This window comes from Stenotrophomonas sp. YJH_SMC_4 (assembly GCF_059371575.1).
The window spans coordinates 82,230-99,721 of the sequence record NZ_JCAFUR010000009.1 but is presented as its reverse complement, the minus strand read 5'-3'; the positions used below and the strand labels follow the sequence as shown (position 1 = coordinate 99,721).

The window sequence follows — 17,492 nt, the reverse complement described above, 5'->3', positions numbered from 1 at the left end:
GGGCTCCGGCGGGAAGAACCTGCATCTTGCCCCGGACAATGTCCCGGAAACGCGAAAGGCCCCACCACCCGGTGGGTGGCAGGGCCTTCGGTCACGGCGCGATTACTTGCGCTTGGCGGCCTTGCGCACGGCCTTCTTGGCCGGAGCCTTCTTGGCGGCGACCTTCTTCAGCGGGGCAGCCTTCTTGGCAACCGTCTTGCGGGTGGCGGCAACCTTCTTGCCAACTGCCTTCTTGGCAACGGCGGTCTTCTTGCCGACAACCTTCCTGGCAGCAGCGGTCTTCTTGCCGACGGCCTTCTTGGCGACGGCAGCCTTCTTGCCGACAACCTTCTTGGCGGCGGCGGTCTTCTTGGTGGCGACCTTGCTGGTGGCGGCAACCTTCTTGCCGACAACCTTCTTCGCAGCCACGGCCTTCTTGCCAGCGACCTTCTTGGCGGCGACGGTCTTCTTGGCCACAGCCTTCTTGGCGGTGGCGACCTTCTTGCCGACCACCTTCTTGGCGGCCGCGGTCTTCTTGGCAACGGTCTTCTTGGCGACGGCGGCCTTCTTGGTGGCAGCCTTCTTCACGGTGGCGACCTTCTTGCCGGCAGCCTTGGTGGCGGCCTTGGTGGTCTTCTTGGCAGCGGCGGCCTTCTTGGTCACAGCCTTGCCTGCAGCGGCCTTCTTCTTGGCCACTTCCTTCTTCAGGGCAGCGGCTTCGGCCTTGGCGTTCTTCTTGGCCGCTTCCAGCTTCTTCTTGGCGTTGGCAACAGTCTTGCCGACCGACTTGGCAGCCTTTTCGGCCTTCTTGGCAACGGTCTTCTCGACCTTGGCCACGGCCTTCTTGGCCTTGGCAACGCGGGTACCGGCAGCCTTGGTGGCGCGCTTGACGGTCTTCTTGACCGACTTCACTGCGTCTTCGGCAGCGTGGGCGATGGTCTCGCCAACGTTGGTGGCGGTTTCTTTGACGTTCTCGACAGCGTCGGTCACGACCGACACACCATTACCGTTGCTCATGTTGCCCTCCTGGGGGCCTTAAGTATCAAAACGGGGCGATGCTATACCGACATTGACGATCGTGGAACGGGGCATGCGCCACCAATCGCATCTGCTGCGACGGCGATGGTGTAGTCGACCATCCCTGCAGGCACACCGTGTTTACAGGAAACCCCTTTTTTTCAGTGCTGCGCCGCATGATCCGCGTCGTGACAGGCATTGGTTGTGTGCACCCGCCCGGATGCCGCGGAAGGCATGCAATATGGCGCGTCGCGGCACCGGGATGCGCAGAACTGCGCAAGTATCGTCCTGTATCCGCGCGACCTGCGGCTGACGTCCGCACACTGCCGGGCGCCGCCGCCGCTGTCGTCACCGGCCCAGCGCTGGTCGCGCGATCCGCGCTCCCGACGCGCGGTTTTCATGGCGCATTTATCCAGATCGCGACACACTCATTCAGCTTGTTTTACCGTAGAGCCGAACCGCCCCCATTCCCGCCAGCGAACCGACTCCCATGCGACCGCTACCTACCCTGCTCACGCTCGCAATCGCCGCCGCCTTCGGTGGCTTCGTTGCCACCGGCATCAACGCCCACCTGGACAACCGTGCCGATGCCGCACCGCTTCCAGCGGTGGTGCCGACCATGGCGGCACTGCCAGCCGCAGTGGCCGGGCAGCAGGTTCCGTCACTGGCACCGATGCTGGAGAAGGCGATGCCGGCCGTGGTCAGCGTCAACACCAAGCAGGTGGTGCGCGTACGCAATCCCTTCTTCAACGACCCGTTCTTCCGCCGCCTGTTCCCGGACATCCCGCAGGAACGCATCAACGAATCGCTGGGCTCGGGCGTGATCATCGACGCCAGGGAGGGCCTGGTGCTGACCAACCACCATGTCATCGACAACGCCGATGACGTACAGGTGACACTGGCCGACGGGCGCACGGTCAAGGCCGAATTCCTCGGCTCGGACCGCGATACCGACATCGCGCTGATCCGCATTCCGGCGCAGAACCTGACCGACATCAAGCTCGGCAACAGCGACCAGCTGCGGGTGGGCGACTTCGTGGTGGCCATCGGCAATCCGTTCGGCTTCAGCCAGACGGTCACTTCGGGCATCGTCTCGGCGGTGGGCCGCAGCGGCATCCGCGGGCTGGGCTACCAGAACTTCATCCAGACCGACGCGTCGATCAACCCGGGCAACTCGGGTGGCGCGCTGGTCGACCTGCAGGGCCAACTGGTCGGCATCAACACTGCCAGCTTCAACCCGCAGGGCAGCATGGCCGGCAACATCGGCCTGGGCCTGGCGATTCCCTCGAACCTGGCGCGCAGCGTGGTCGACCAGCTGGTCAAGCACGGCGTGGTGGTGCGCGGCACGCTGGGCGTGGAAAGCCAGAACCTGACCGCGCAGATCGCGCAGGGCCTGGGCCTGGGCGAAACCCGCGGTGCGCTGATCACCCGCGTGCTGGCCGGTTCGGCCGCCGCCGCCGCCGGCCTGAAGCCGGGCGACGTGGTGGTGTCGGCCAATGGCCAGCGCGTGGACAGCGCCGAAGCCCTGCACAACGTGGAAGGCCTGGCGGCGGTCGGCAGCCCGATGACGCTGGACGTACGCCGCGAAGGCAAGCCGCTGCAGATCAAGGCGACGTTGAAGGAACAAGCACGCGCGGTCACCGGCGACAGCCTGGACCCGCGCCTGGGCGGGGCCACCTTCGTCGACCTGCCCGAGTCGCTGCGCCAGTCAGGCGCCAGCGGCGTGCTGGTCAGCGAGGTCAAGCGCGGCAGCCGCGCCGCCAGCAACGGCCTGCAGCAGGGCGACATCATCACCGATGCCACCGTCGGTGAATTCGCCGACCTGGCCAGCTGGCGCGCCAACTTCCAGCAGCGCCCGCCGACGCTGGTGCTGCGCGTGCTGCGCAACAATGGCCAGCAGCAGGGCCAGCTCGTGATGCGCTGATCGCCCTGCCGTAACACCCCCTATACCCCGGCAATGTTATTGCTGTCAGTCCAGGTCGGCACCGCCGACTCCCGTTCCCCCATCGCAACAGGAGTGATTCGATGAGCCCCACCAATACCGAGAACCTGAAGGAACACCTGGGTGAAGCCGGTTCCCACCTGAAGCAGGCCGCTACGGCCGCCGGCGGTGCGATCAAGGGTGCAACCGGTGCAGCGACCGACGAGCTTCGCATCGGCAAGGCCAACGTCAAGGCTGAATTGTCCGACAGTGCACTGTCCGGCCTGGCCGCCGCCGAGTTCGGCGGTGCCGCCGCCAAGGAACAGGTCGATGCGCTGATGGACAAGGGCAAGGACCTGATCGACAGCGCCGCCGAACTGATCCGCGAACGTCCGCTGGCCTCGTTCGGCGTCGCCTTCGCAGCCGGCTGGATCATCGCCAAGCTGGCCCGCGGCAGCAGCGACAAGTAAGCCGCAGCGTGAGCGAAGACAACACGCAAGCGCCTGACCCGGCGGCCACCCCGCCGCTGGATGAGAGCATCCGCCAGGTCGGCGCGGCCGGTCGTGCCGCTGCCGATTCGGCCAAGCACACGCTGCGTTCACTGCGCCGGCTGGCCTCGGCCGACTTCGCGCTGGCGCGCAGCGCATTCGGTCGCGCGCTGGCCTGGGCCGGCGTGGCGATCGTGTTTGGTGCATCGGCGTGGCTGCTGATGGCCGCCACCCTCATCGCGCTGCTGCAGAGCTGGGGCCTGAGTTGGCTGCAGGCCCTGCTGATCACCTCGCTGCTGAGCCTGGCCGTCACCGGCTATGCGATCTGGCGGGTGTCCTACTTCTTCCACCACACCGGCATGCACGCCACCCGGCGTCAGCTGTCACGCCTGGGCCTGTTTGACGAACCCAGCGAAGACGACCCTGATGCCGGCGTGCAGCTGCCCGAGGGCAAGCCATGAAGTTCGGCGCGCTGCAGCGGCGGGTAAAACGCTGCGAACAGGTGGTGACCGTGCGCCTGGGCGAGACACAGGACCACTGGTCCACCCTCGGCCAGGTATGGCGACAGGGCTGGTCGCCGTTGCGCATCGTGGTGGTCGGCCTGGCCGGTGGCTTCATCGCCGGCAAGCTGGAGGTGCCGGGCAAGGTCAACGGTGCCCGCTGGCTGCAGATGGTCGGTTCGGTCTCGAACCTGTTCGCCAGTGCGCAGGCGGCGTTCGCCACGGCGATGGCGGCGCAGGCTGCGGCCACCGCCGACGATGCGGCCGAAGAAGCCGACGATGCCAGCGAGCAGGCACAGGCAGCGGCCTCCGCTGCCGGAGCACGGCCGCCACCGGCACCACGCTCCGTACCGGAGCCAGAACCGGACCTGCGCGGACCGCGTCCGGCCGAAGCGGCCACCGAGCTGTCCGAACGTTGATCCATGGAATCCGCCGCGCCGATCGCGGCCGGCGGATAATGCGCTCCCCTTCCGGTTGATGCGTCGATGAGCGAGTCCCTCCTGTCCCCGCCACCGGCCGGCCCCGACGAGCCAGAGGCCGCGCTGCCACCACCGTCGCGCCCGCGCGGGCCGATGTCGCTGGTGGTGCTGGCGACCCTGGCGGTGGGCTACACGCTGTGGGCCGCGCAGGACATCATCCTGCCGGTGCTGCTGGCGATGTTCTTCGCCCTGGTCGGCAACCCGATCCTGCGCCTGCTGCAGAAGCTGTGGATTCCGCGCGCGCTGGGCGCACTGTTGATCCTCGGCGCCGGCCTGGGCGTGACCGGTTCGCTCGCCGTGCAGCTGATCGGCCCGGCGATGGAATGGGCGCAGGAAGCCCCACAGCAGCTGCGCAAGGTCGCCCGCCAGGTGCAGAACCTGACCAAGCCGGTGCAGCAGGCCAACCAGGCGGCGGAAAACTTCGCCCGTGTGGCCGGTGGTGACAGCAACCACAAGGTGCAGGTGATCCGTACCCAGCTGGACGACCCGTACCGCATGCTGACCCGTGCACCGCGGCTGGCTGCCTCGGTGTTGGCCGTGGTGCTGCTGACGCTGTTCTTCATGATCTACGGGCAGAGCCTGCAGCGCGCGGCGATCGCCCTGTTCCCCAACCGCCAGCAGCAGCGCTTCACCACGGACATCCTGCGTTCGATCGAACGCGAGGTCTCGCGTTACGTGCTGACCATCAGCGTCATCAACACTCTGGTCGGGCTGGTGTTCGCCGGCGTGCTGATGCTGCTCGGTATCGGCCTGCAGGAAGCGCTGCTGTGGGGCACGGTGGCCGCGCTGCTGAATTTTGCGCCGTATGTGGGTCCGTTGATCGGCGTGGCGCTGATGCTGTTGATGGGCTTCGTCGAGTTCCGCGACCCGCTGCAGGCCCTGCTGCCAGCGGCCGCCTACCTGGGCCTGCACACGCTGGAAGGGCAGATGGTGACCCCGATCGTGCTGGGCCGTCGGATGAAGCTGTCGCCGCTGGTGCTGATCCTGGCGCTGATGGTGTTCGGCTGGGCCTGGGGCATGATCGGGCTGCTGCTGGCGGTGCCGCTGCTGGTGTGCATCAAGCTGGTGCTGGCACGCCTGGACGGCATGCAGGGCTGGGCACGCCTGCTGGAGTGACGGCATCAACAACGGATGGACGCAGGTGGCGGAACCAGAAACAGGGACGAAGTGGCAGACTATGGCGCCCTACCCGGATGGATCCGCTCGGATGAACTCTCTCGCCACGCGTTGCCTTGCCTTGGCCTGCATTGCCGCTCCCGCGTTCGCCGCGACACCGCCGACTGCCGATCAGGCGCGCACCCAGCTTGCTGAGGCGGTTACCTGCAAGCGGCACCTCACGCCCATACAGTTCGACGCCATGGCCCGGATGCTGACACCGGCCCCGGCAAGGGTGCAGGACGGCGAATCCAGCGGCGAGTTCCGGCTGACCACGCCCTTGATGGTGCTGGGCCAGCCCGTGAACCGGCTGCAGTCCTATGACGGCGACAGCGGCGAGGATGGCATCGACAGTTTCACCGCGTACTTCAGCTCGGCCAGTGTGGAACAGGTCGCGGCACTGGCGAAGATGTCCGACCCGGTAGCAGGCACCTACACGAAGGAAGTTGGCCGGCACAACCTGGACGTGCAGCAGTTCGACGGCCAGACCACCATCGCCTGCTCGTACAACCTGCGCTGACCCGGCCCAGCCACAGTGCCCACCCGCCCGCCGCGTCGCATGAAAGCCCGCGCGGGCAGGGGTAGAATGGCGGGGTGAATTTCCCCGTCCAAGCCATCACCCTCGACCTTGACGACACGCTCTGGCCGTTCGCTCCGATCGGCGCCCGCATCGAACAGGTCCTGCACGCCTGGATGTGCGAACACAGCCCCGCTACCGCCGCGATGTATCCGGTGGAGGCGATGCGCGAACTGCGCGAGCGGCTGTACCACGCCCATCCGCACCTCCACCACGACCTGAGTGCGCTGCGCCGGCTGACCCTGCACGAAGCACTGCACACCAGCGGTGCCAGCCTCGATCTGCTGGAGCCTGCGTATGAAGTGTTCTACGCCGCGCGCAACCAGGTGGAGTGCTATCCCGATGCGATCGACGCGCTGGCGCGCATTGCCGCACGGGTACCGGTGGCGGCGCTGAGCAACGGCAACGCCGACCTGGAGCGGATCGGACTGGCCCATCATTTCGCCTTCCAGCTGGGTTCGCGCGAACACGGCGCGGCCAAGCCCGAAGCCAGCATCTTCCATGCCGCGTGCACCCGCCTGGGTGTGGCACCGGCACAGGTGCTGCACGTCGGCGATCATGCCGACATGGACGTGGCCGGGGCGATTGCCGCCGGCCTGCGCGGCTGCTGGATCAACCGCGACGCAGCCACCTGGACCCATCCGCAGCTGCAGCCGGACCTGCAGTTCGACACCCTTACCGGCCTGGCCGACTGGTTGGATGCCAACCTCGACGCCGCCGCACCCCGGAGTACCTGACGCATGAGCGAGATCACTGGTTTCACCGCCGACACCGCTGCGGCGCTGCCGTTGTACGTGCTGGACCGCGAGCAGTTCGCCGCCTGGAAGGACAGCCAGCCGGCTGCCACCCAGGCGTGGTTGGCATCGCAGGGCTTCAACGCCGGCGCCCACAGCGTGGCACTGCTACCGGGCGCCGATGGCCTGGCCGGTGCCTTGATGGGCGTGGGTGATCGTGCCGATGCCTACAGCTATGCGCATGCGCCGCACGCGCTGCCGGAAGGCAGCGTCTGGCAGCTGGCCAATGAACTGCCGGCCGCCGAACTGGCGCTGCTGCAGCTGGGCTGGGGCCTGGGCAGCTACCGCTTTGACCGCTATCGCAAGCGCAACCGCGCACCGGCGCAGCTGGTGGCCTCGCCGACCGGCGAAGTGGCCGACCTGATCGCCGCCAGCCTGCGCGTGCGCGACTGGGTCAACACCCCGACCGAAGACATGGGCCCGCAGCAGCTGGAAGACGCCGCGCGCGCGCTGGCCGATGCACATGGTGCGCAGGTCGAGGCGATTACCGGCGACGAACTGCTGAAGCAGAATTTCCCGGCCATCCACGCCGTGGGCCGCGCTTCGCACCGTGCGCCGCGCCTGGTCGTGCTGCGCTGGGGCAGGGAAACCGACCCGGCGCTGGTGCTGGTGGGCAAGGGCGTGTGCTTCGATACCGGCGGGCTGGACATCAAGCCGGCCGACGGCATGCGCAACATGAAGAAGGACATGGGCGGCGCCGCGCACGCACTGGCCCTGGCCGGCCTGGTGATGGCGCGCGGGCTGCCGGTGCGCCTGACCCTGCTGGTGCCGGCAGTGGAAAACGCGATCGGCCCCGATGCGTTCCGTCCGGGCGAGGTCATCGCCACCCGCAAGGGCCTGAGCGTGGAGATCGACAACACCGACGCCGAGGGCCGCGTGATCCTGTGCGACGCATTGACCTTCGCCGGTGAGCAGAAACCGGACCTGGTGCTGGACTTCGCCACCCTCACCGGTGCCGCGCGCATCGCCCTGGGCCCGGACCTGCCGGCGCTGTTCAGCAACGACGACACGGTGGCCCAGCAGTGGCTGCAGGCCGGTGACGCGACCCGCGACCCGGTCTGGCGCATGCCGCTGTGGCGCCCCTACCTGCGCTACCTGAGCAGCGGCATCGCCGACCTGGCCAACGCCGGTTCGCGCATGGCCGGCTCGGTTACCGCAGCGCTGTACCTGGAACGCTTCCTGGAAGACGGCCAGCGCTGGGCGCATCTGGACGTGTATGCCTGGAACGACGGCGAGCGCCCGGGCCGTCCGGCCGGTGGCGAAGCGCTGGCGCTGCGCTCGGCGTGGGCGATGCTGAAGCAGCGCTACAGCTGATCGGGTGGGTGCCGACCGTTGGTCGGCACGCCGTCCCCGGAAAATCTGACGAAAAATTGAATTTCGGCCCCGGCCGGGTTCTGCGAGGATGTGTGGGTCGACCACCCACACGCTCCGTGAAGGCAGGACTCCGGCCATGTCGCTCTTCCGCTACACCCGCGCTGGCCAGACGCCGGGCGCGCCACGCAAGCATTCACCCCTGCTCTGGATCGCACTGATCGCACTCATTCTGGGTGCGGTCGCGCTGGCCTTCGCCTGGCTGGCCGGCTGGATTGGCGGCCGCCTGACCGCGCAGCGCTTTACCGACACCATCGAAGCCACCGGCCCGGCACATCCCGGGTTCCGCCGGGCGCACAGCAAGGGCATCTGCGTGAGCGGCTGGTTCGAACCCAGTGCACAGGCCCCTACCCTGTCCAGTGCACGGGTGTTCTCGCAGCGCCGCGTGCCGGTGATGGGCCGCCTGTCGATCGGCGGTGGTGATCCCTACGGTGCCGACAACACCGCGCGCGTACGCAGCCTGGCGGTGCAGATGGTCAGCGATGATGGCCAGGAATGGCGCATGGCGATGAACAGCTTCCCGTTCTTCGCCGTGCCCGATGCCGAGGCGTTCTACGAGCAGACGCGCGCCTCCATTCCCGACCCGACCACCGGCAAGCCCGACCCGCAGAAGATGGCCGCGGTGCTGGCGAAATACCCCAGTGCACAGGCGTTCCAGCAGTGGGCCAGGACGGCACCTTGGACCAGCAGCTGGGCTGACACCACCTTCAACAGCGTCAACAGCTTCTGGTTCACCAACGCGCAGGGCCAGAAGCGCGCGGTGCGCTGGCGCTGGCAGCCGCAGGCGCCGGTGGTGGAGATGGATGCGGAAACGCGCAAGCAGGCCAGCGTCGATTTCCTCAGCCAGGAACTGCAGCAGCGCATGGCCAGCGGCCCGGTGCGCTGGAACCTGGTCGTCACTACCGCCGAGCCTCGCGATGCCATTGATGATCCGTCGGTGCCGTGGCCCGAGTCGCGTGATCAGGTGGTGGCCGGCGTACTCAGCCTGGACCGCATGCAGTCGCAGGAAAAAGGCGCGTGCGGCCAGATCAACTTCGATCCGCTGATCCTGCCCAGCGGCGTGCGCGGCAGTGACGATCCGATCCTGGCCGCACGCTCTGCGGTGTACTCGCAATCCTTCAACCGCCGCGAGCGCGAGCGCGCCAGCGGCAACGTCGAGCAACCGAAGGAGGCCGCGCGATGAACACCCATAACGGCCACTTCAACCTGCTGGCGCGGGTGCTGCACTGGACCATGGCGCTGATGATCATCGCCATGCTGTTCATCGGCGTGACCATGGTCGCCTCGCTGCACATGCGGCCACTGCTGATCGACCTGCACCGACCACTGGGCATCGCGATCCTGCTGCTGGTGCTGCTGCGCCTGTACAACCGCCTGCGCCACCGCCCGCCGCCGCTGCCGGCGGATCTTCCGGTATGGCAGGTGATGGCGGCCAAGGCCTCGCACTGGATGCTGTATGCGCTGATGCTGGCGATGCCGTTGATCGGCTGGGCGATGCTGTCGGCCGGCGGTTACCCGATCGTGCTGTGGGGCGGCCTGCACCTGCCGCCGATCGTGCCGCACACCCCGGCGTTGTATGCCGCGCTGCGTAATGCGCACAGCTTGTTGGCGTATGTGTTGTTCGCCACGGTGCTGATGCATGTGGGGGCGGCGCTGTTCCATTTGTGGGTGCGGCGGGATGGCGTGTTCCAGGCGATGGCGCGCGGGAAGGATTGATCGGGTTCGCCGGGTGTTCCCGGCGGATTGTTTCCGCGACTGCGGAGGGGTGTCACTTTCTTTGCGCGCAAAGAAAGTAACCAAAGAAACGCTCCGCCGGCCGCGAGCCGGCGTGCTTCGCACGCCGGTGCCCTGCGCTCCTCGGTCCGTCGAGGGACGGCGCGGGAACTCGCTGCGCTCAGACACCCGCACCTCTTCGCCCTCGCCGGACCTCCGGTGCTCGGCTCGCTTGAAGGCGGACTGGAAGGTCAAGATCAAGAGCAACAGCATCCACGCATGGCGTGGATCTACTGGGTGCAGCTGTGGCTTTTGACGTTGGGTCCGCCTTCTAGCGAGCCGAGCATCGCAGGGGAATCAGGGGCGTAGAGGCGCCGGTGTTTGAGCGAAGCGAGTTCGGCGCCGTCCCCTGATTCCCCGAGAAGCGCAGGGAACCGTCGCGTAGCGACGGCTCGCGCTCTGGCGGCGTGTTTCTTTGGTTACTTTCTTTGCACGAGCAAAGAAAGTGACACCTCTCCGCAGGCGCGGTAACAATCCGCCGGGCAGCGCCCGGCGCTACCAGTGCGTCGGCGCACGCCCCTACAACCATCCCTTCTGCCGCGCCAGCCGGTACGCCTCGATCCGGTTGGCCACGCCCAGCTTGCCGATGCACTCGGACAGGTAATTGCGCACCGTGCCATGCGACAACCCCAGCTGCTCGGCAATCTCGCTGGCGGTACGGCCCTCGCCCGCCAGCCGCAGCACGCGGCGTTCGCGGTCGGTCAGCGGGTCGGCCTGCGACCAGGCATCCAGTGCCAGCTGTGGGTCGATCGCGCGGATGCCCTGTTTCACCTTGCGCAGGGCATCGGCCAGGTTCTCGGCCGGTGCGTCCTTCAGCAGGTAGCCCAGCACGCCCGCTTCCAGCGCGCGGCGCAGGAAGCCGGCACGGGCGAAGGTGGTCACGATCACGACCTTGATCGGCAACTCGTGGCGGGCGATGCGCTGGGCCAGTTCCAGCCCGGACAGGCCAGGCATTTCGATGTCAGTGACCAGAATGTCCGGCTGCAGCTGCTGCAGCATGCGCCACGCCGCCTCGCCGTCGGCAGCGCTGCCCAGCACCTCGATGTCCGGCTCCAGGCCCAGCAGCGCCGACAATGCACCGCGCACCATCGCCTGGTCTTCGGCCAGCAGGATGCGGATCATGCGGCACCATCCCGTGCCAATGACGCTGGCGACAGCGGCGTGGTCGCGGCCACCAGTGGCACGCGCACGGTCACTACCGTGCCTTCTCCGCGCGACGACTGCAGTGACAACTGGCCGCCCAGCGCCATCGCCCGTTCGCGCATGCCACACAATCCGTTGCCCTCGGCCTGTACGCCACCGCGGCCGTCATCGCGTATCTGCATCACCAACTGTCGTTCCTCAAGCATGAAATCCACCTGCACCCGGGTCGCCTGTGCGTGGCGCACGATGTTGGTCGCAGCCTCGCGCAGCACCAGCGCCAGCCCACGTTCCACGTCGACCGGCATCGGCGGCGGCGGTGTGTACTGCAGGTGTACCTGCTGGCATTCCAGCAGCAGCCGCGCCGAGGCCAGCTCGCCGGCCAGGTCGCTGGCGCGGATGCCGGTCACCGCACTGCGCACCTGGGCCAGCGCCTCGCGGGCGATCGCTTCGGCTTCGCCGATCTCCTGCCGCGCGCGCGCGCCATCACGGTCGTACAGCTTGCGCGCCAGCTCCAGCTTCAGCGTGATCAGCGACAGCGTGTGGCCCAGCAGGTCATGCAGATCGCGGCCGATGCGCTCGCGCTCGGCGGTAGTGGCCAGCCGCCGCACCTCGTCCTGGGACAGCTGCAGGGCAACGTCCCGTTGATGGCTCAAGGCCTCCACGTTCACCACCAGGCCGACGATGAACGACACGGCCGGCATCCACACCATGGCTTGCCACGGATAACCGACGTAGAGCGCAGCGCCGCAGAACAACAGGTTCAGGCCGGTGAGCTGCAACAGGTACACCCACCAGCCGCCACGGCTGCTCATGCGGATCATCACGCAACCGAACACGAAGTAGCTCAGTCCCGACGGATACCACGGCAGCAGCACCAGGGCCATCAGGATCATGCCCAGCGCATAGCGCCATGCGTGGTGCCGTGGCGCCAGCATCACCTTCGCATAGAGCAGCAGGAACAGCGGATAGCTGGCCACGGTCAGCAGCAGCCAGCGCACCGTGAAGCCATTGCCAAGCACCGGGGTGAGGAAGATCCAGACCGACCACAGCAGGTGGATCGCACCACTCCAGGGCGACTTGCCACGCCTCAGCAGATCGGCCACCGCCGAATCCGGTGCGGGGCGCAGCAGGGACGCAAGCCAGCTCGACGACACGGAAGAATCCAGGCGGGAATGATCGCTGCCGATCATGCCAGTTCAGCCGATCCGGCGCAGGCGGCGGCGCGCCAGCAGCAGCGCCACCACCGTGACCGCCAGCAGCACCAGCAGGTGGCCAGCCATGCTGCCCACCGACGGCAGCCCGACCACCGGCAGCGCCAGCTGCGCCAGATGCCAGGTTGGCCACAGCGGTGCCATCATCGAGAACACCTTGGGCAGCGCCGACAACGGCAGCCACAGGCCCGACAGCAGGGCCAGCGGCAGGTAGACCAGGTTGACCATCGCCGGCGCCGCGCTGGCACTGACATGACTGCCGATCAGCAGGCCGATCGCGCCCAGCGGCAGCGCTGCCAGGCCCGCCACCGCCAGCAGCTGCAGCATCTGCACTGCCTGCAGCTGCACGCCACCCAGCGCGCGCGCCACCCCGATCAACAGGGCGGCTACCAGCAACGCGAACATCACCGCCATCACCAGTCGCGCCAGCAACGGTGCCGCCGCCGGCATCGGCAGCGCTCGCTTGAGGGTCAGCAGGCCGCCTTCACGGTCCAGCGCCAGCTGCACGCCGAAGCCGAACAGGGCCGGGGCCATCGCACCGAACACGCAGTAGGTGGCCAGCAGGTAGAGCGGTGCATGGCCGCGGCCCAACAGCACGCCGAACAACAGGTAGAACAGCACCGGGAACAGCAGCGAAGGCACCGCGAAGGCGGGTGTACGCCAGGCGCGGCGCAGCTCGGCCACCAGTTCAGCGCCGTACGGGCGCAAGGCCTGACGCCACGCCGATACCGGCGCGGGTGTAGTGCCGGTACGGGTCATCGTGTTCATGCGGCCTCCCGGGTCATGTCGAGGAAAGCGTCGGCCAGTGCCGCGCCCTGTACTTCCAGCTCACGCAGCTGTGCATCGGCGGCCAGCAGACGCGCCACCACCGGCTCGGCCGGGCTCGCCAGCAACTGCAGATGCTCGCCGTCACGCTGCACCTGCTGCACGCCCGGCCATTGCTGTACGTCTTCAACAGTCAGCACGCTGCGGCAGCGGATGCGGCGCGGCCGATCGACCAGGCGCAGCTCGCTCAACGGTGCGTCGGCCAGCACCCGGCCCTGCTCCAGCACCAGCACCTGCCGCGCCAGCGCTTCGGCCTCTTCCAGATAGTGGGTGGTCAGCAGCACGCCGCAGCCTTCGGCCACCAGCTGCCGGATCGCCTGCCACATCACCTGCCGCGCCTGGATGTCCAGGCCGGTGGTGGGCTCGTCCAGGAACAGCACGCGCGGGCGGCCACACAGCGCGATGGCGAACTGCACCGCGCGCTGCTGGCCACCGGACAGCTGACCGTAGCGACGGCCTGCCAGTGCCTGCAGGCCTGCGCGCTGCAGCACCTCCTGCAGCGGCATCGGGTCCGGATAGCAGGCGCTGGCCTGCGCCACCAGTTCGTCCACCTGCAGCATCGGCGGCAGGCTGGTGCTCTGCAGCATCACGCCCAGGCCGAGGCGGCTGCTGCGCTGCTGCGGGTCGCCACCGAGCAGCTCGACCTGGCCGGCATCGGCGCGGCGCAGGCCCAACAGCACGCTGATCGCGGTACTCTTGCCGGCACCGTTGCGGCCCAGCAATGCCAGCACCTGGCCAGCGCGGACCTGCAGGTCGATGCCCTGCAGGGCGGTATGGTCGCGGTAGCGCACCTGCACCTGCTGCAGGCGGGCCAGCGACGGGGCGATCGGATCCATGGGCGGTACCGGTAGCGGGGACGTTGCCATCCTGTGCCGCCGTGGTCACATTTCGCAGTTGCCGCCGTCAGTGTCATCGGATGACAGCTGTCACTGCCGTCATCGCTGTGCCTGCCTTCATGCTGTGCCGCACGCTCCACCGCCGGAACCGCCGCCGTCCGCGCTTCCGGCCATACCCGCCCGAACGCCTGTGATGGAACGAATGAACGCTTCTGCCGAGCTGTTGAAGGAACTCCGTATCGACCGCAAGTCGCCGCCGCCCGCCTCCGGTGGTGGCAGCAATGGCGGTGGCCGTCGTTGGCTGTGGATCGCGATCATCGTGGTCGTGCTGCTGATCGCCGCTGCCGTGGCCTTCCTGTTCGGCCGCGCGCCGGCCGTGGAAGTGGAAACCGCGCCCGCAGTGGCCATCCAGCAGGGCAGCGCCAGCAGTTCGGTGCTCGATGCCAGTGGCTACGTGGTCGCCCGGCGCATGGCCACGGTCTCGGCCAAGATCACCGGCAAGGTGCGCGAGGTGATGATCGAGGAAGGCATGCGGGTCGAAGCCGGCCAGGTGATGGCCACCCTGGATCCGATCGATGCCGATGCGCAGCGCAGCCTGTATGCCTCGCAGTTGCAGGCCGCGCGCAGCCAGGTGGCCGGGCTGGAGGCACAGCAGAAGCAGGCCGCCGCCGAAGCCAGCCGCCTGCAGGCGCTGGTCGGCCAGCAACTGGTGTCACGTTCGCAGTACGACCAGGCCGTGGCCCAGCGCGACAGCCTGCGTGCGCAGCTGGAAACGGCCCAGCGCAACGTCAAGGTCGCCAACGACCAGCTGGCCATTGCCGATCTGGGCGTGGACAACAACATCGTGCGCGCGCCGTTCTCCGGCGTGGTCACCGCCAAGGCCGCGCAGCCGGGCGAAATCGTTTCGCCGCTGTCGGCGGGCGGTGGTTTCACCCGCACCGGCATCGGCACCATCGTCGACATGGACTCGCTGGAGATCGAAGTCGAGGTCGGCGAGGCCTTCATCGGCCGCGTGCAACCGAAGATGCCGGTGGAAGCCACGCTCAACGCCTATCCGGAGTGGAAGATTCCGGGCGAGGTCATCGCCATCATCCCCACTGCCGACCGCGGCAAGGCCACGGTGAAGGTGCGCGTGGCGCTGAAGGTGAAGGACCCGCGCATCGTGCCGGAGATGGGCGTGCGGGTCAGCTTCCTGGAGCAGGCGCAGCCGCAGGCGGCCGCCAAACCGCAGGGCGTGCGCGTGCCGGCTGGCGCGGTGGTCCAGCGCGAGGGCGCCTCGGTGACCTTCGTACTGGGCGACCAGAGCCGCGTGCAGCAGCGCACGGTCGAGGCCGGCCAGGCGATGGGCAAGGACCGCCAGATCCTCAAGGGCGTCAGCGCGGGTGAGTCGGTGGTGGTGAACCCGCCGGACACCCTGCGCGATGGCGCCAAGGTGCAACAGAAACAAGCGCAGTAACGGCCTGGCGCCCATGGGCGCCGCCGGCAACACCGCTCGACGCACGCCTGCGGCCACCGCTGGTGCGCTTCCCCGTTTCCCGCCTTCCGTGGAGAACCACCCATGTCGACCCTGGTTTCACTGCGCAACATCACCAAGACCTACCAGCGTGGCCCCGAGAAAGTGCAGGTGCTGCACGGCATCGACCTGGACATCGCCAGCGGCGACTTCGTCGCGCTGATGGGCCCGTCCGGCTCGGGCAAGACCACCCTGCTCAACCTGATCGGCGGCCTGGACAACCCCAGCGGCGGCGAGATCAGCATCGAAGGCGAGCGCATCGACCAGATGAGCGGCGGCCAGCTGTCGACCTGGCGCAGCCACCACGTCGGCTTCGTGTTCCAGTTCTACAACCTGATGCCGATGCTGACCGCGCAGAAGAACGTGGAGCTGCCGCTGCTGCTGACCCATCTCAATGCCGCGCAGCGCCGCCGCAATGCCGAGATCGCGCTGACCCTGGTCGGCCTGGCCGACCGCCGCAGCCATCGCCCCAATGAACTGTCCGGCGGCCAGCAGCAGCGCGTGGCGATCGCGCGGGCGATCGTCTCCGACCCGACCTTCCTGATCTGCGACGAACCCACCGGCGACCTCGACCGCCAGTCCGCCGAGGAGATCCTCGGCCTGCTGCAGCAGCTCAACCGCGAACACGGCAAGACCATCATCATGGTCACCCATGACCCGAAGGCCGCCGAGTACGCCACGCACACGGTGCACCTGGACAAGGGCGAGCTGGCCGACGCGCCGCTGGCCCACTGACGGAGGCCACGGCGATGAAATACTTCTCGTTGGTGTGGGCGCAGCTGTTCCGCAGCCGCACGCGCACCCTGTTGACCCTGCTGTCGGTGGTGGCCGCGTTCCTGCTGTTCGGCATGCTCGACTCGGTGCGCGTGGCGTTCTCGTCCGGCGGCAGCGTGGAAGGCGCCAACCGCCTGGTGGTGGCCTCGCGGCTGTCGATCACCCAGTCGCTGCCGATCCGCCTGGAAACCCAGATCCGCCAGGTGGCCGGCGTGCGCGACGTGGCCTACGGCATGTGGTTCGGCGGCATCTACCAGGATCCAAAGAACTTCTTCCCGAACTTCTCGGTGTCGCCCAACTACTTCGATGTCTACCGCGAACTGCAGATCGATCCGGCCCAGCTGGAGGACTGGAAGCAGACCCGCACCGGCGCCATCGTCGGCGAATCGCTGGCCAAGCAGTTCGGCTGGAAGATCGGCGACACCATCCCGTTACAGGCCACGATCTTCCCGCGCGGCGGCAGCAACGACTGGCCGCTGGAACTGAAGGGCATCTACCGTTCCAAGGACCGAGCGCTGGCGGCCAACGAAGAACGCCAGTTGATGATGAACTGGAAGTACTTCGATGAATCCAACGACTACATCAAGAACCAGGTGAGCTGGTACACGGTGACGCTGGACAACCCGGATCATTCCTCGCGGGTAGCGCAGGCCATTGATGCAATCTCGGCCAACTCCGACCACGAGACCAAGACCCAGACCGAGTCGGCGTTCCAGCAGGCCTTCGTCAAGCAGTTCGCCGACATCGGCATGATCGTCACTTCAATCATGGGCGCGGTGTTCTTCACCCTGCTGCTGCTGACCGGCAACACCATGGCGCAGGCGGTGCGCGAGCGCGTGCCGGAGCTGGCCACGCTGAAGACGCTGGGCTTCAAGGACAGCACCGTGCTGACCCTGGTGATGGTGGAGTCGGTGCTGCTGATCGGCCTGGGCGGCCTGATCGGCATGGGCCTGGCCGCACTGATCCTGCCGGCGATCGGCCCGAAGAGCATGGGCATGCTGCCGCCACACGTACCGACGCCGACCTGGCTGATGGGGCTGGGCCTGATCGTGGTGATCGGCATCATCGTCGGGTTGTTGCCGGCGCTGCGTGCCAAGCGCCTGAAGATCGTCGACGCACTGGCCGGCCGCTGAGGA

General features: G+C 67.7%; 18 protein-coding genes. 13 read left to right on the top strand and 5 right to left on the bottom strand.

Features of this window, described 5'->3' with window-relative positions:
- Positions 1 to 102: 102 nt before the first annotated feature.
- Positions 103 to 996, bottom strand: coding sequence for a hypothetical protein (locus AC5P9F_RS14355; protein WP_033833595.1), 894 nt, complete (start codon positions 994 to 996; stop codon positions 103 to 105).
- A gap of 490 nt (positions 997 to 1,486) precedes the next feature.
- On the opposite strand from AC5P9F_RS14355, the gene AC5P9F_RS14350 reads away from it, so the two are divergent.
- The 10 genes from AC5P9F_RS14350 (at position 1,487) to AC5P9F_RS14305 (ending at position 9,997) form a co-directional block, all read left to right on the top strand.
- Complete coding sequence (locus tag AC5P9F_RS14350; protein ID WP_012478904.1) at positions 1,487 to 2,920, top strand: Do family serine endopeptidase; 1,434 nt, start codon at positions 1,487 to 1,489, stop codon at positions 2,918 to 2,920.
- A gap of 101 nt (positions 2,921 to 3,021) precedes the next feature.
- A complete protein-coding gene (locus tag AC5P9F_RS14345) occupies positions 3,022 to 3,387 on the top strand; it encodes a hypothetical protein (RefSeq protein ID WP_004153835.1) in 366 nt (121 codons plus the stop codon).
- Between the two features lie 8 nt (positions 3,388 to 3,395).
- A complete protein-coding gene (locus tag AC5P9F_RS14340; protein ID WP_005407741.1) occupies positions 3,396 to 3,866 on the top strand; it encodes a phage holin family protein in 471 nt (156 codons plus the stop codon).
- The gene (locus AC5P9F_RS14335; protein ID WP_114618810.1) at positions 3,863 to 4,324 is read left to right on the top strand and encodes a protein sip-5; all 462 of its coding nucleotides are present in this window, start codon (positions 3,863 to 3,865) and stop codon (positions 4,322 to 4,324) included. Before AC5P9F_RS14340 ends, AC5P9F_RS14335 begins: the two co-directional genes overlap by 4 nt.
- A 66-nt stretch (positions 4,325 to 4,390) precedes the next feature.
- Positions 4,391 to 5,500, top strand: coding sequence for an AI-2E family transporter (locus AC5P9F_RS14330; RefSeq protein WP_180882552.1), 1,110 nt, complete (start codon positions 4,391 to 4,393; stop codon positions 5,498 to 5,500).
- Positions 5,501 to 5,741: 241 nt separating this feature from the next.
- A complete protein-coding gene (locus AC5P9F_RS14325; protein WP_223846454.1) occupies positions 5,742 to 6,059 on the top strand; it encodes a hypothetical protein in 318 nt (105 codons plus the stop codon).
- Between the two features lie 74 nt (positions 6,060 to 6,133).
- On the top strand, positions 6,134 to 6,853 hold the full coding sequence (locus tag AC5P9F_RS14320; protein ID WP_049441851.1) for an HAD family hydrolase: 720 nt from the start codon (positions 6,134 to 6,136) through the stop codon (positions 6,851 to 6,853).
- A 3-nt stretch (positions 6,854 to 6,856) separates the two neighbouring features.
- On the top strand, positions 6,857 to 8,224 hold the full coding sequence (locus AC5P9F_RS14315; protein WP_111193398.1) for a leucyl aminopeptidase family protein: 1,368 nt from the start codon (positions 6,857 to 6,859) through the stop codon (positions 8,222 to 8,224).
- A gap of 136 nt (positions 8,225 to 8,360) precedes the next feature.
- Positions 8,361 to 9,464, top strand: a complete 1,104-nt coding sequence (locus tag AC5P9F_RS14310) for a catalase family peroxidase (RefSeq protein WP_180882551.1) — start codon at positions 8,361 to 8,363, stop codon at positions 9,462 to 9,464.
- Positions 9,461 to 9,997, top strand: a complete 537-nt coding sequence (locus AC5P9F_RS14305) for a cytochrome b (protein WP_111193400.1) — start codon at positions 9,461 to 9,463, stop codon at positions 9,995 to 9,997. Before AC5P9F_RS14310 ends, AC5P9F_RS14305 begins: the two co-directional genes overlap by 4 nt.
- A 576-nt stretch (positions 9,998 to 10,573) precedes the next feature.
- Here the strand turns inward: AC5P9F_RS14305 and AC5P9F_RS14300 are convergent.
- The 4 genes from AC5P9F_RS14300 to AC5P9F_RS14285 are packed head-to-tail and all read right to left on the bottom strand — an operon-like array spanning position 10,574 to position 14,069.
- Complete coding sequence (locus tag AC5P9F_RS14300; protein WP_005407733.1) at positions 10,574 to 11,176, bottom strand: response regulator transcription factor; 603 nt, start codon at positions 11,174 to 11,176, stop codon at positions 10,574 to 10,576.
- Positions 11,173 to 12,387: a sensor histidine kinase gene (locus AC5P9F_RS14295; RefSeq protein ID WP_062605992.1), complete on the bottom strand. Its 1,215-nt coding sequence runs from the start codon at positions 12,385 to 12,387 to the stop codon at positions 11,173 to 11,175. Before AC5P9F_RS14295 ends, AC5P9F_RS14300 begins: the two co-directional genes overlap by 4 nt.
- 6 nt (positions 12,388 to 12,393) lie before the next feature.
- On the bottom strand, positions 12,394 to 13,176 hold the full coding sequence (locus tag AC5P9F_RS14290) for an ABC transporter permease (RefSeq protein WP_099497937.1): 783 nt from the start codon (positions 13,174 to 13,176) through the stop codon (positions 12,394 to 12,396).
- Positions 13,173 to 14,069 carry an ABC transporter ATP-binding protein gene (locus AC5P9F_RS14285; RefSeq protein WP_099497936.1) on the bottom strand — a complete coding sequence of 299 codons (897 nt, stop codon included), beginning with the start codon at positions 14,067 to 14,069 and terminating at the stop codon, positions 13,173 to 13,175. Before AC5P9F_RS14285 ends, AC5P9F_RS14290 begins: the two co-directional genes overlap by 4 nt.
- Before the next feature lie 202 nt (positions 14,070 to 14,271).
- Between AC5P9F_RS14285 and AC5P9F_RS14280 the strand changes: the two genes are divergently transcribed.
- The 3 genes from AC5P9F_RS14280 to AC5P9F_RS14270 all read left to right on the top strand — a co-directional run bounded on the left by AC5P9F_RS14280 (position 14,272) and on the right by AC5P9F_RS14270 (position 17,489).
- A complete protein-coding gene (locus AC5P9F_RS14280; protein WP_099497935.1) occupies positions 14,272 to 15,525 on the top strand; it encodes an efflux RND transporter periplasmic adaptor subunit in 1,254 nt (417 codons plus the stop codon).
- A gap of 102 nt (positions 15,526 to 15,627) precedes the next feature.
- On the top strand, positions 15,628 to 16,317 hold the full coding sequence (locus AC5P9F_RS14275; RefSeq protein ID WP_004137569.1) for an ABC transporter ATP-binding protein: 690 nt from the start codon (positions 15,628 to 15,630) through the stop codon (positions 16,315 to 16,317).
- A gap of 14 nt (positions 16,318 to 16,331) precedes the next feature.
- Positions 16,332 to 17,489: an ABC transporter permease gene (locus AC5P9F_RS14270; protein ID WP_005407727.1), complete on the top strand. Its 1,158-nt coding sequence runs from the start codon at positions 16,332 to 16,334 to the stop codon at positions 17,487 to 17,489.
- The last annotated feature ends 3 nt before the right edge of the window (positions 17,490 to 17,492 follow it).

What these genes read in the sequence shown, in the direction of transcription:
- AC5P9F_RS14330 (WP_180882552.1), top strand. Translation starts at nt 4,391, where the DNA reads ATGAGCGAGTCCCTCCTGTCCCCGCCACCGGCCGGCCCCGACGAGCCA.
- AC5P9F_RS14355 (WP_033833595.1), bottom strand. Translation starts at nt 996, where the DNA reads ATGAGCAACGGTAATGGTGTGTCGGTCGTGACCGACGCTGTCGAGAAC.
- AC5P9F_RS14280 (WP_099497935.1), top strand. Translation starts at nt 14,272, where the DNA reads ATGAACGCTTCTGCCGAGCTGTTGAAGGAACTCCGTATCGACCGCAAG.
- AC5P9F_RS14305 (WP_111193400.1), top strand. Translation starts at nt 9,461, where the DNA reads ATGAACACCCATAACGGCCACTTCAACCTGCTGGCGCGGGTGCTGCAC.
- AC5P9F_RS14335 (WP_114618810.1), top strand. Translation starts at nt 3,863, where the DNA reads ATGAAGTTCGGCGCGCTGCAGCGGCGGGTAAAACGCTGCGAACAGGTG.
- AC5P9F_RS14295 (WP_062605992.1), bottom strand. Translation starts at nt 12,387, where the DNA reads ATGATCGGCAGCGATCATTCCCGCCTGGATTCTTCCGTGTCGTCGAGC.
- AC5P9F_RS14345 (WP_004153835.1), top strand. Translation starts at nt 3,022, where the DNA reads ATGAGCCCCACCAATACCGAGAACCTGAAGGAACACCTGGGTGAAGCC.
- AC5P9F_RS14290 (WP_099497937.1), bottom strand. Translation starts at nt 13,176, where the DNA reads ATGAACACGATGACCCGTACCGGCACTACACCCGCGCCGGTATCGGCG.
- AC5P9F_RS14315 (WP_111193398.1), top strand. Translation starts at nt 6,857, where the DNA reads ATGAGCGAGATCACTGGTTTCACCGCCGACACCGCTGCGGCGCTGCCG.
- AC5P9F_RS14325 (WP_223846454.1), top strand. Translation starts at nt 5,742, where the DNA reads ATGGCCCGGATGCTGACACCGGCCCCGGCAAGGGTGCAGGACGGCGAA.
- AC5P9F_RS14275 (WP_004137569.1), top strand. Translation starts at nt 15,628, where the DNA reads ATGTCGACCCTGGTTTCACTGCGCAACATCACCAAGACCTACCAGCGT.
- AC5P9F_RS14300 (WP_005407733.1), bottom strand. Translation starts at nt 11,176, where the DNA reads ATGATCCGCATCCTGCTGGCCGAAGACCAGGCGATGGTGCGCGGTGCA.
- AC5P9F_RS14270 (WP_005407727.1), top strand. Translation starts at nt 16,332, where the DNA reads ATGAAATACTTCTCGTTGGTGTGGGCGCAGCTGTTCCGCAGCCGCACG.
- AC5P9F_RS14350 (WP_012478904.1), top strand. Translation starts at nt 1,487, where the DNA reads ATGCGACCGCTACCTACCCTGCTCACGCTCGCAATCGCCGCCGCCTTC.
- AC5P9F_RS14285 (WP_099497936.1), bottom strand. Translation starts at nt 14,069, where the DNA reads ATGGATCCGATCGCCCCGTCGCTGGCCCGCCTGCAGCAGGTGCAGGTG.
- AC5P9F_RS14310 (WP_180882551.1), top strand. Translation starts at nt 8,361, where the DNA reads ATGTCGCTCTTCCGCTACACCCGCGCTGGCCAGACGCCGGGCGCGCCA.